8 protein-coding genes are annotated in these 13,853 nt (G+C 29.3%); all 8 read left to right on the top strand.

Going from position 1 to position 13,853, the window contains the following annotated elements:
- Positions 1-318: 318 nt before the first annotated feature.
- The 8 genes from PP176A_RS07485 to PP176A_RS07450 all read left to right on the top strand — a co-directional run bounded on the left by PP176A_RS07485 (position 319) and on the right by PP176A_RS07450 (position 13,706).
- Positions 319-1,554, top strand: coding sequence for a radical SAM/SPASM domain-containing protein (locus PP176A_RS07485; RefSeq protein WP_071139847.1), 1,236 nt, complete (start codon positions 319-321; stop codon positions 1,552-1,554).
- Positions 1,555-1,929: 375 nt separating this feature from the next.
- The gene (locus tag PP176A_RS07480; RefSeq protein ID WP_071139846.1) at positions 1,930-4,470 is read left to right on the top strand and encodes an ABC transporter permease; all 2,541 of its coding nucleotides are present in this window, start codon (positions 1,930-1,932) and stop codon (positions 4,468-4,470) included.
- Positions 4,471-4,490: 20 nt separating this feature from the next.
- Positions 4,491-5,738 (top strand): radical SAM/SPASM domain-containing protein, encoded by a 1,248-nt coding sequence (locus PP176A_RS07475; protein WP_071139845.1) that lies wholly within the window; start codon positions 4,491-4,493, stop codon positions 5,736-5,738.
- A 10-nt stretch (positions 5,739-5,748) separates the two neighbouring features.
- Complete coding sequence (locus PP176A_RS07470; RefSeq protein WP_071139844.1) at positions 5,749-6,768, top strand: radical SAM/SPASM domain-containing protein; 1,020 nt, start codon at positions 5,749-5,751, stop codon at positions 6,766-6,768.
- 85 nt (positions 6,769-6,853) lie between these two features.
- The gene (locus PP176A_RS07465; protein ID WP_071139843.1) at positions 6,854-9,403 is read left to right on the top strand and encodes an ABC transporter permease; all 2,550 of its coding nucleotides are present in this window, start codon (positions 6,854-6,856) and stop codon (positions 9,401-9,403) included.
- A gap of 27 nt (positions 9,404-9,430) precedes the next feature.
- A complete protein-coding gene (locus PP176A_RS07460; protein ID WP_071139842.1) occupies positions 9,431-10,093 on the top strand; it encodes an ABC transporter ATP-binding protein in 663 nt (220 codons plus the stop codon).
- 241 nt (positions 10,094-10,334) lie between these two features.
- Positions 10,335-12,875, top strand: a complete 2,541-nt coding sequence (locus tag PP176A_RS07455) for an ABC transporter permease (RefSeq protein WP_071139841.1) — start codon at positions 10,335-10,337, stop codon at positions 12,873-12,875.
- A gap of 426 nt (positions 12,876-13,301) precedes the next feature.
- Positions 13,302-13,706, top strand: coding sequence for an ankyrin repeat domain-containing protein (locus tag PP176A_RS07450; RefSeq protein ID WP_071139840.1), 405 nt, complete (start codon positions 13,302-13,304; stop codon positions 13,704-13,706).
- Positions 13,707-13,853 lie beyond the last annotated feature (147 nt).

Raw genomic sequence — 13,853 nt, 5'->3', positions numbered from 1 at the left:
GAAATAAGCAACCTGGAAGTTAAAGATTTAAGAAGAATGGAAAGCTCATATTGCAAGTACCCCTAAAATATATTCTCCTTTTTGGTAATCATACTAAAAAGGAGAATAAGGATATATTGTTCGATAAAGATTAAAAGGAAAACGTTTAATGAATATAACAAAAACTATAAATTTCTGCGGTAATACTGAGTATATTCGGTTATTTAAGAATGAAAAACAAGAATATTTACTAAATTGATCAAAGCAATATTTGAGTATACGAGGGAATAAGGTATAGTTGAATTAAAAAACAAGGAGAGTTTAATGGGGAGGAATAATATGACTTACAAATTTAGCGAACATAGTGGAAGAATAATAAATCAAAACAAAGTGGTCTTAGGAAATAGGCAAACCGGACAGTGGATGAGAATTTCAAAAGAGGTATATGATATCTTAAATTTGGGAATAGATAATAATCTTTCAATAAGTGAACTAAAAATGAGTTTGTATGATGAAGAAGACAAAAATTATATATCTCAAATATATCTCAAGTTATGCAATATAGGTATTATTGAAGATGAAAATAATAAGCAAGTTTTGCCAAATAAATTAGCTGTATTTGAAATGACTCATAGATGTAACTTAAAATGTATTCATTGTTGTATAGATGCTGATGACCTTGTTAGTGATAATCAAGATTTATCTACCGAGGAAACCAAGTGTGTATTATATAAAATAATAGAATGGAATCCTAAAAGAATACTTTTAAGTGGTGGAGAACCAATGATTAGAAAGGATTTTAAATATTTACTAAAGTATTTAAGAAATAATTATCATGGAACTATAATTGTTTCTACAAATGGGACTCTTATAAACAGTGATAATGTAGATAATTTAGTAGAATGTTCTGATGAAATATCCATTAGTGTTGATGGAATAAACGAAGAAACGTGTTCTATAGTGAGAGGACATGGAGTATTTGATAAGGTTATAAATAGTGTGAAATTATTACAAAGCAGAGGATTTAAAAGAATAACTTTATCTATGACAACGGGTGATAAAAATGAATATTTAGAAGATGATTTTAATGAATTGAATAGATTGTTGGGGACAAAACCTTGCATTAGAGGATTTGCACCGATTGGAAGAGGAGAAAAAAATAGATCATATTTTTCAAGTTATGAGAAAAATGAAATACATGTACCAAATAAATTTATAAGTGATAATTATAATAATCCGATGGTGATGCTTTCTTGTGGGGGTGGAAATAGAGAAATATTTATAGCGCATAATGGTGATATATATCCTTGTCCCTCATTTCTTAGACCGAAATATTTGATGGGAAATATTTTAAAGTTGGATAAATTATCTAATTGGAATAAGGAAGTTTATAAACTATTAAAAGAAATAGATCCCAATAATTATAAAATATGCAAAGGTTGTAAAGTTAATTTGTTTTGCTGGACATGTTTGGCGCAACTTGACAGTGTAAGAGATAATGGTAAAGCGATAGAAAATAAGTGTAAAAAGGTAAAACCAGTATTATTTAAAAGAATTTGGGGTTCTGTAAATTAAAAGATTAGCAATATTTAAATTTCTATATTTAAATTGTAGAATTTTAAATAAATAAAATAAATGAGGGGGGAAAAATCATATGTTGAAAATTAAAAAGATAGAGGACAAAGATTTTGTTGAGGTATTGGCGCAATATGATTGTCAAGTTCTTCATAAACCGAAGTCATATGGTGATAATGATAGCAGTTGTTTCTTTGATTGTTTGTCTCCACCACATCCTAGTTACTATAAATCTCCTGATCTTTAAAATTAACTAAGTATAATCAACCATTTCTTTAAAATTAAAGAAATGGTTGATTATTTATAAAAAAATGATAAATTCAATAAAACTTTTTCAGAGTATTTTGTATTCAAGAAAGAGAGTGAATAATAAACATGGTTGAGAGTATGAAATTATCTTTAAAGTATATAAAGAAATTTTCCACAAGAACCTTTGCGATATCATTAAGCATCATATTAAGTATGCTTTTGATAGTAGGTGTGGGGATTTTATCCCAGAGTGCAAAAGTTTTGGAAGTTGAATATCTTAAATATGATAATGGAAATTTTCATGTAGTATATTCAGAAATAAACAAAAAACAGTTAGAAGAAATAAGAAACACAGAAGGTATAAAGAATATAGCTGTTAAATCATTTTATGATGGATTTAATTATAATGACATTCTATTTATTAGTTTGAATTGTGTTGATGAAAATTATCTTCCTATAAATAATTCCAAAATTATAAAGGGCAGGCTTCCTAAAAATGAAAATGAAATAGCTTTGGAAACATGGGTTATAAGTAATTTGGGAATTAAACCAGATTTGAATCAAACTATAGATGTGAAACTGGAAAACAGAAACGAACGGAGACAGTACAAACTTGTTGGGATAATTGAAGATATAGTCCGAAACAAAACCGCAGGAGTAACTGAAGGCATAGTAGGTAGATCTTCTGAAGAAACGAATACAAATGGATTAAAAGCTTATGTAGAATTTAATGAAAATGTAAATATAATGAATTCTATAAATAATCTTTCAAAGAAAATAGGTTTAGATAAAGATCATATATATAAAAATAAAATGCTTATAGATGTATTAAATCAGACGGGAAAGATAGATAGAAATATGTTATTTTTTTCTGTACTTGTATCTTTTGTATCTGCTATTGTAATATACAGCATTTTTAATATATCAATGTATCAGAGAATAAAAGATTATGGAATAATAAGGGCAATCGGAGGAAGTAAGGCTCAGGTATTTAAGCTTATACTGTCAGAATTGTTGATAATATCTTCAGCAAGTATACCAATTGGTATACTGGTAGGAATTTTAAGTGCCAAGGGACTCAGTTCTATATTTGGAAAGTTGTTTACCGAATTTGAAATAAGTAATCTTAAAATAATTATACCAAAAGAGATAATATTATTGGCAGTAGTACTTGTATTGATTTTGATAATTATTATATCTGCGTGGATATCATCAAGAGTATTAAAGATATCACCAGTGGAAGCCATATCTAAAAATTTTAAAAGTAATAAGAAAAGCACAAAATCAATTTTCTCTGTGAATGTACTGTCTAAATTTATACCATTTAATAAAATACTTTCATTTAAAAACATAGAAAGGGATAAAAAAGGCGCTTTAATAACCGTATTATCTATGACAATGGGAAGCATTCTTTTTATGGTTTCAAGTTATTATGGAAATATACAACAACAGCAAATAAATGAAAAATTAAAAATAGGGAAAATGTATGATGATTATAAATTAGTTACAAATGGCAATCTTGATATGAATGCCGGACTTAGCAAAGATGAGGTAAAAAAGCTGAAAAATTTGGAAGGAGTGAGAGAAGTAGTTCCCTACAAGACATTATACGGAAGAATATTTTTAGACAAAGATATTATTTACCAGAATTTTATAGAGTTTTTAAGGGACATGAACAGAAAAGAGGAAGGTGCTATGATATTTATAAAGAAAGATGAAAAAAGTTCCAAAATGGTAATGGTAAGTACTTTGTGGGGACTTAATGATGAGTCTTTAAAAAATCTCGACTCGAAATTATTGGAAGGAAATGTTGATTTAACCAAGATGAAGAAAAAACCTGTTGCCATACTGTGTACCCCTTTTAAGGGAAATAGAAAGATAATAGATGCAAATGTTGGAGATACCATAAGAGTTTCTTTCAGAAAAGACGGAGAGCCAGTAAAAGGATTTTGGACTATGGAAGATGAGGGAGAATATGTGGAACAAGAATTTTTAATAGGAGGGATAATTACTTATGATGATTTTCCCACTTCTGATGACTATTATTCAGCTTATGGGTTAGGAGCAGATATGATTGTGTCAGAGAATATGTTTGATAAGTTAAGCGGATTTAAACCTTATAGAATAATAACAGTAAATAAGGAGAAAGGTTATGACAATAGAAGACTTGAAAAGAAAATTATTAGTATAGCAAGGCAAGGAAAAGGAGTTACGGTAAGGGATTTTACTACTCAGAGAAAAGAAATGAATAAATATGGAGAAACGAAAATGACATTTTTATATGTTATATCGTTGGTGCTGTTTATAATAAGTATGTTTAATATAATAAATAACATAAGCTATAGTCTGATATCAAGGACAGGAGAATTCGGAATGATAAGAGCTGTAGGGCTTACAAATAAAGAATTCAGACAGATGATAAGAACGGAAGGGATATTATATGGAATGGTTTCAAGTATATTTTCACTAATAATAGGGATATCTATAGAGCATAGACTTTATGAGTATTATATATGGTCAATTGAAAACCCGAGATTTATTTTACAGTGGAAGACTTATATTCTAGTGGTATGTGTAAATATACTTATAGGATTGTTATCTACTTATTTCCCGTCGAGGAAGATAAAGAATATGAGTATAGTAGAATCCATAAATTCTTTGAAATAGATAGAACTGGGGGAGATACAATGGGATATAGATTTAGTAATAGCAGTAGGTATATAATAAATGAAAATAAAGTAGTATTGGGGAATCGATATACAGGATTATGGATAAGAATTTCGAAAGAAGTATATGATATTTTAGAATTAGGAATAAATAATGATTTTTCATTAAATGAATTAAAGTGTTGTTTATATGATGAAGAAGATAGAAATTATATAGATAGTTTATATAAGAAATTATGTTATATGGAAATCATAGAAGATAGAAATCCCAAAAAGAGATTAGAAAATAAAATGGCATCGTTTGAAATAACTCATAGATGTAATTTAAAATGTATACATTGTTGTATAGATGCTGATAGTATTGTTAGCGATAAAAAGGATTTAAGTACTAAAAAAGTACAAGAAGTGTTAAATAAACTCATAGAGTGGGGTCCTGCACGAATAATGCTCAGTGGTGGAGAGCCACTGGTTAGAAAAGATTTTACAAAACTCCTAATTTATTTAAGAAAAAGTTATAAAGGTAAGATAGTGGTTTCTACAAATGGTACTCTTATAAATGAATCTAATTCAGAAATTTTATCTAAATGTGCTGATCAAATAGATATTAGTTTAGATGGTATAGACGAAAAGACTTGCAAAGTAGTAAGAGGTACTGGGATATTTGATAAAGTTATAAATAGTGTAAAATTATTACAAAACAAAGGGTTTAAAAATATAACTTTATCTATGGTTATAGGAGATAAAAATCAATATTTAGAAGGAAAATTTAATGAATTAAATAAAATGTTAAATACAATACCGCTCATTAGGGTATTTTCAGCTGTTGGGAGAGGATTAAATAATAGAAGTTCTTTTTTAAATGGCGGAGAGGATGAGACATATGTGCCATCAAATTTTTTGGATGATAATTATGATAAGCCATTTGGGATGTGTAATTGTGGTGCTGGGGAAAGAGAACTATTTATAACTTATAATGGGGATATATACCCATGCCCTGAATTTATGAAATCAGAATATTTACTTGGTAATATATTTAATATAAACAAGATATCAGAATTGAGTATATTCACAAATAATAATATAAAAAATTATAATTTATTATATATGTTAAATTATGAAAATTATAAAGAATGTATAAATTGTAAGGTAAATTTATTTTGCTGGACTTGCCCTGGACAATTAGAAGAATTAAAAAATAATAAGTTAGCTATTGAAGATAAATGTAAAAAAATTAAACCAGTACTGTATAAAAGGATCTGGGAGAGATAGGTGGGAGATAATGCCAGCCATATTTTGGGTTACAACGAGATGTAATTTAAATTGCAAATATTGCTATGAAGGGAAAAATAAATATGAAAAATCAATGTCAAAAGATGTTGTAGATAGAGCTATTGAATATACATTAGATTATTTCAAAGATAGAGAAACAGATAAAAAAGAATTGATTGTTCCTATACATGGAGGAGAACCATTTTTAGAGTTTGGGACTATAAAGTATGTTGTAAAAAAATTTAGAGAGCAATGCGATAAAAAAAGCACAAAATTACTATTCTGTACAACTACAAATGGAACGTTGTTAAATGATGAAATGATTGATTTTATTGTAAAAGAAATGATTGATGTGACAGTAAGCATAGATGGGACAAAAAAGACTCATGATAAAATGAGGCCGTTTAAAAGTGGCGAGGGAAGTCATGATATAGTTTTAAAAAATGTATACAAACTGATCAAATATAAACCTAATATAAGAATAAGAATGACATTTGACAGTGATACTGTGTGTAGTCTGTTTGAAGATATAAAATACTTAATTGACAGAAAATTTAAGGTTATAGTTCCCGCTCCGAATTTGTTCGACACGAATTGGGATGATAAACATGTGGCTATTCTTGAAGATCAGATTCGGAAAATAAAAGAGTATGCAAATGGGAGAAAAGATTTGTTAATAAGTATTATAGATGGGAATTTATATTTTCCGAAGGGTTATTGTAGGGGAGGTGATACGAGTTTTCATATATATCCAGACGGAAAAATATATCCGTGTATATTATCCGCTGGAAATGATGAATTTTGTATAGGAGATATATATAACGGGATAAATGAATTGAGAAGAGATTATTTATTAGGATTTTCTAAAATAAGAAATCCTGATTGTTATGGATGTAAATTATATAATTATTGTGATGGCCCGAGATGTAAAATTGTAAACAAGATAATAACTGGGGATTATTTTTCACCGCCACCTATGAACTGTTCTTTAGAAAATTTACAGTACAAGATAAATCTTTTGAATAAATAAAGCTGATATTAAAATATTTGATATATTTTAATATCAAATGTTCATTTGTTATAATGGTCATGGATATAGAAAGGAGTTGGTGAGCATGAAAAGTTATTTAAAAATAGCCCCTTCCTACATAAAAAAATACAGAAGCAGATCTGTTGCAATATTACTGAGCATGATCCTCAGTGCATCTCTTATAATAGGTGTAGGTACTTTATCTAAAAGTGCCAGGGAGGAAAACATTAACCAGACAAGGAAAGAACTTGGAGACCTCCATGCAGCATATAAAGATATAAATAAGAATCAATTAGATATAATACGAAAAAATAAAGCTGTAGAGAAAATAGGTTTGTCTTCTTATTACGGTGGGAGTGATCCGAATTTCAAATTAGCAATGAATTTAGAGAAAGTAGACCAAAACTATATAAGCATGTATGACTCAAAGATAATAAAGGGAAGATTTCCGTCTAAAGTAGGGGAAATAGCTTTGGAAGAATGGGTTATGAAAAACCTTCAAATGAAGCCTACTGTCGGTCAAAAATTTTCTATAAAGCTGTGTGAGAAAAAAGAATTAGAAACTTATACAGTGGTAGGAATATTGAAGGACATACCAAGTAATAAATCTATGGGAGCAGCAGAAGGATATCTGGCTTTAGACAAAGAGTCCCTAAATGAAGTTAATGCATATGTAAAATTTGATGAAAAATCAAACATACTTAAAAATATAGATAGATTATCCGGAGAACTTAGTATACCTAAAAACAAAGTCGGGAAGAATTCCATGCTTATAGAACTCATAGGCAAAGGTGAATATATAGACTATGATGTTATAAAACTTGCACTCATATTAGCTTTGGTTGGCGGAATAGTTATATACAGCATATTCAACATATCAATACTTCAGAGAATATCGGACTATGGAATAATAAAAGCATTGGGAGGCACATCACGTCAGATATTTAATTTGGTATTATTTGAGCTTTTCCTGCTATCTTTAATAAGTATACCAATTGGAACGTCAGGAGGTCTGCTTACGGCAAGGCTTTTGAGTTCAGTGTCCGGAGGACTGTTCACAGAAGGTCAGGTTCATATAAAACATATTATAATATCAAAAAGTTCTATATTTCTGTTTATTGCAGTAATTTTTGCTGTTATCCTTATCATATCCTTTAAGATTTTCTATACCATAAAGAAGATATCATCCATAGAAGCAATAAGAAAAAATATAGATAAAGAAGAAATAAAAAATAAGAACATATTTCATGACAAAGTGTTAATTGAACAGTTTGGAATATCTAAAGTTGTATCGCTGAAAAACATATTCAGAAACAAAAAAGGCTTTTATACCACGGTGATATGCATGAGCTTGGGAAGTATTATATTTATAGTAAGCAATTTCCAAAATGTTTTATACAAAAAACAGGATGAGATATTCCTTCGAAACAGCGGCATGAACTGTGATTTTAAGATAACTCTTAATTTTCCCCATTATTTAAGTGAAGGAATATCAGATGAACAGCTAAAAGAGATAAAGAAATTAAAGGGAGTAAAGGAAGGAAAATCGGTTCAAGTACTTTATTCACGAATGGCCATAGATAAAGATCAAATAGGTATACCCGAATATTTTAAAAGGCGAAATGAAAGTGGTTATATTAAAACAGTATTAAAAGGATTGCTGACTAAAAACAAAGAAGGAAGATATACATTAAAACAAACTGTATTTGGATATGACGATAGCAGCTTGAAGGATCTTAAAGATTATCTTGCTGAAGGTGAGATAGACGTTGACAGGATGAAGAAAGGAGACACGGCATTAATACTTATTCCCAAACCCGGCATTGAAATGGGAATGGAGAGCATGAAAGGGATGAAAACATTAAATATAAAAGTGGGGGATAAAGTAAAGATAAGATTTAGGAAAGATGGAGAAATAAGCGAGGAATTTTTTAAGATGGAAGATAAAGGAGAATATGTAGAAAAGGAGTTTACCGTAGGCGGAATAATAGAAGATAACACACAGCATATGGATGTTTATGCCGATGAATGCGGTTCTCTTATATTATCTCAAGATAAATTTAAAGAGATGACAGGATTTAAAAATTATCAAATAGTAGATGTAAACAAGGTAAAAAATGAAGATGAGAATAAACTGTACGATGATATTGTTAAAATATCAAGCAGAACGCCGGGAACGGTTGTAAGAAGTTTTTATAAAGAGATAAAAGAAGAACAAGTTTCGACGGATAGAGAATTCGCGTTTAGATATGCTATAGTTGCAATTTTGTTTTTGATAAGTGTAATAAATATATTAAATACCATAAGCTATAATCTGACATCAAGATCAAAGGAATTTGGAATGATGAGAGCCATAGGAATGACCGACAGAGAATTTAAAAATATGATAGGCTTTGAGGGAATACTGTATGGGATAATATCGGGGATAACGTCGTTTGTGGGAGGACTAATAGGACAAGTCACATTATTTGAACATTTAAAGCCTGTACTTACAAATCCTCAGTTTACGATACAGTGGGGAAATTATATATTATCAGTATGTATGAATATATTCATAGGATATATAGTTATTTATATTCCGTCAAGGAAGATAAAAAAATTATCGATAGTCGAATCTATAAGTGCTGTGGAGTAGAGAATTCATGAAAGGAGGGTTTAATTTATGCCTATATTAAAAACTGTAAACTTAAATAAAATCTATGGAGAAGATGAAAATAGAGTATATGCATTGAAAAATATAAATATGAGCGTAGATAAAGGAGAATTTGTAGCAATAATAGGACCCAGCGGAAGCGGGAAATCAACGCTGCTTCATCTTCTGGGAGGCCTTGACAGGCCAACGGAAGGGACCGTTAAAATAAACGGTGATGATATATATAAATTTTCGGAGGATATGCTGGCTAAATACAGAAGAACAAATATAGGGTTTGTATTTCAGCAGTACAATTTAATATCCGTATTAGATGCAAGAGAAAATATAGAGCTGCCAATAAGACTTGATAAAAAAATACCTGATAAAGAATATATAGATAAACTGATAAATTTTTTGGGACTCACTGAAAGACAAGAACATTTTCCAAATCAGCTTTCAGGAGGGCAGCAGCAGAGAGTGGCTATAGGAAGAGCGTTGGCAGCAAAGCCAAGTATAATACTTGCAGACGAACCTACGGGGAATTTGGATACGAAAACTACTGAAGAAGTAATGAAGCTTCTTGAAATGTCCAGCAGAGAATTCAATCAAACGCTGATAGTTATAACCCACAATACCAGTATAGCTAAGAAAGCGGAGAGAGTGATTTCTATAGTAGACGGAAAAATTCAATAGATGTTTAACGACTACGAGAGTGACATATATGAAAAATAAAATAAAGGTGTACTTATGGATATAAGAATTGATGAGAATCACGAATATCTGAGAGATAATGTAATAGAAGAGAATATCTTTTAGCTGTGTATAAATAAGTTTATGAGAGATGATTACTTGCTGATCTCTTTGGTAGTAAGTAGCTAAAATATATTTATAAAAAATTTATTTAGAGATACTGAAAGCGGAGGAGAGATTTCAAATGAAATCATACAAATCTTTAGCACTAAGGTATATCAAGAAGAACATTTCTGAGTCGTTTTCAATAATATTGAGCATAGTTTTGAGTATGAGTTTAATTATAGGAATGAGTACTCTTTCGCTGAGTGCTAAAAATGCAGAAGTTGAAAAGGTTAAATATGAGGGGAAATACCATGTAAGATTTGATGAGCTGGGTAAAGAGCAGTTAAACCTGTTAAAAAAGAACAGCAAGAATATTAAATCTATGGGAGTATATGTATATTATGCATCTTGGAATTATAAAGAAAAAATTTATATGAATTTATTAAATGCTAATGAAGAATATATAAATTTCAGAAATTCAAAAATAATTTCAGGAAGATACCCTTTAAAATCTGGGGAGATTGCGTTGGAAAAGTGGGTTATATACAATATTGGATTAAAACCCTTATTGAATCAAAAGATAACTATGAATTTAGAAAATATAAATGGGAAATCAAAAGGAGAAGAAGAATTTGAACTGGTAGGAATTTTGAGTGATAGCCCCAGAGGGAAATCTGCATTGGATGCGGTGGGAATATTGAACCTGCAGCAAGATGGACTTAACAGGGTTGACAAAAAGCATCCTATGGACGTTTATATTGAATTTAAAGATGGAGTTGATTTGAATAAATCGATTAAAGAACTTACCGAACTTATAAAAGCTAAAAAAGATAAAATAAGTATAAATTATGAACTTCTGGAAGCTATGGGTGAGCTTAATGATATAAATTGGGATATAGTAATCGTTTCTTTATTTGTTGTTGTATTGTCATCTATGATAATATACAGCATTTTTAGTATTTCCATGTATAAAAGAATTAGAGAATATGGGATGATAAAAGCAGTAGGAGCTACGTCAGGTCAGATATTCAAAATTATTTTTTGTGAGATGTTTGGACTTCTGATAATATCAATACCATTAGGTGCGATAGGTGGATATTTGGGAGCTTGGGGATTACAAAGGATTACAACGGGATTATTTACTGACAGTTATATTAACAGCGGACAAATAGTTTTTTCCATTTCGTCCTTTGTCGTTAGCATATTGGTAGCTCTGATTTCAATAACTGTTTCAACTGCAAAGATATCAAGCTTTATATGGAAAACACCAGCAGTAGATATAATAACGGAAGGGTTTGAGCAGAAAAAAACAAGGAATATTAAAAAACATAGAAGCTTAAATAATATGGATATTACATATAAAATAATAAACCGTAATATTATTAAAAATAATAAAAAGTTTTGGACTATGGTTTTATCAATGAGTTTAGGTGGAGTATTATTTATTTCAGCAAATTTTTATAATGATGCTATAAGCAGAAATATAGATATTAAACAAAACTCTTCAAAATTCAATGCGGATTATGAAGTATTTATTAATCCTGTTATACCCTTATTTCAAGGGTTCAGCAAAAAAGATGTAAAAGATATTGAGAATATCAACGGAATAAAAGAGGTAATACCAATTCAGAAACTGTATGGTCAGCTCCTTTTAGATAAAAAAGACATAGCGGATATGGAGTATTTTGATAATATAAACAATAGCAGATATTATAAAGAGGTACTTAAGGGAATTATAAAACAAGATAAATATTCGGATAAGTATATTCTTGAAAATAATTTATGGGGATATACAGATCAGCAGATTAAAAGTCTTAAGGACTATTTAGTAGAGGGAAGACTTGATGATAATATGTTTGAAAAAGAAGATAAAGTCATTATATATATGCCTAAAGGCAAAAATGGATATGTAGGTAATATATCTGTAGGAGATGAAATCCAAATTAGATTTAAAAAAGATGGGGTTTTGATTTCTCAGAGAGAAGAAAATTTTAAGGAACCCGGAAAACCTAATGACTATGTCAATAAAACATTAAAAGTCGGTGCAATAGTTTCAACTTTGCCTACTAAAGATATTTATTATGTTATGGATAATAGCATAGATGTGATTATTCCAATTAATAAGTTTTACGAATTAACAAAATGTGATAAGTACAGAATGATAAAAATCAATAAATATAAAAATGTTTCTCATGAAATAATTAACGAAAAATTGTTGGAAAAAATAAACAAAATTAATGGTTCCTATATCTTAGACTATAGTCAAGAAAGGGAGAATATAAAAACTTTAAATGAAGAGAGAAAGATTTCTATTTATTCTATAGTATTGGTAGTATTTCTTATCTCATTTATAAATGTAATAAATGAGATAAACCACAATTTTTTATCAAGAGCGAAGGAATTTAATATGATGATAGCTGTAGGTCTTACAAATACACAGTTCAATAACATGATAAGATATGAGGGAATTTTCTATGGTTTGATAAGTTCGATTATTACTTGCCTTGCAAGTGTAATTGCGGAAATATTTATTTATAATTATCTTAAGGGAAGACAGATTCTTGTAAATCCCAAATTTATTTTTAATTTTAATGCGTATATAGTTATTATAGTCATTAATTTGTCTATTGGAATTTTGTCTACACACATTTCTTCAAGAGTTATAAGAAAGACAATATAGGTGTAATAGCCCATAGATATCAGTATATTCTACAAATTGATAAATTAGGGAAATTAGGGAATTAGGGGACGGTTCTTTTTGTTTGATTTTTCAAACAAAAAGAACCGTCCCTGCAAGAAAGAGATCGTTTTAATACTCATTTTTAGTTTATTCAGATTCAGATTTTTACTTACGATGCACATAATGCATTTCTTATAAGAGTGAATAGAATTACAAGAAAAACGGAAATTATATAAGGCTATATTTTTGTTGACATTTTTGTTCATCTAATATATTCTTGGACTAATAAATTAATAATATCAATAAAGAGAAATTAATTTAATAGATGAAATCAGGAAAACGATTTATTACGTTAAAATAAATATTTAAAGCCATAAAAAACAAAAAAGATACAGGGGGTATATCATATTATAAGGAGGTATTGTAATGAGAAAAAAGACAGGAGCTTATATTACTTTTGCTGCAATTATATTGGCTGCTATGCTATTTGATTTTAGTGGTAAGGGTTTTTCTTTGAGACAAGATAGTACAGTTACAGAAATTGGTTCGTATACTATAGACCAACTGACAAAAGCAGTACAAGAAAATGACGTGAATCTTGTAAACAAAATAATAAAGAGCAAATCCGTAGATATTAACGGAAAGAATTCGGATGGTAAATATCCTATAGAAATGATACTTGTAATGGGCAACTGTGATATGGCAAAGATTTTATTGGAAGCAGGAGCCGATCCCTATGTTATAACTTCCGACGGAAGAACAGTATATGATATTGTAATGAAAGGGGATAATAAATATTTAAAGGAAATTTTTAGGGAATATAAAAAATAGAGAAGAAATGGGAACAATAAGGTCCGCATATTTTGAAGATGCGGTTTTTTTTGTTGTTACAAATGAATGATATAACAAAATTGCACCATCTGATGTGAAGAAAAGCAATCTTTATAAACACATAGCTTTGATATATTATAATATACA

Source organism: Sporanaerobacter sp. PP17-6a (assembly GCF_900095615.1).
Taxonomy (GTDB): domain Bacteria; phylum Bacillota; class Clostridia; order Tissierellales; family Acidilutibacteraceae; genus Acidilutibacter; species Acidilutibacter cellobiosedens.
This window is presented reverse-complemented; position numbering and strand designations above follow the sequence as displayed.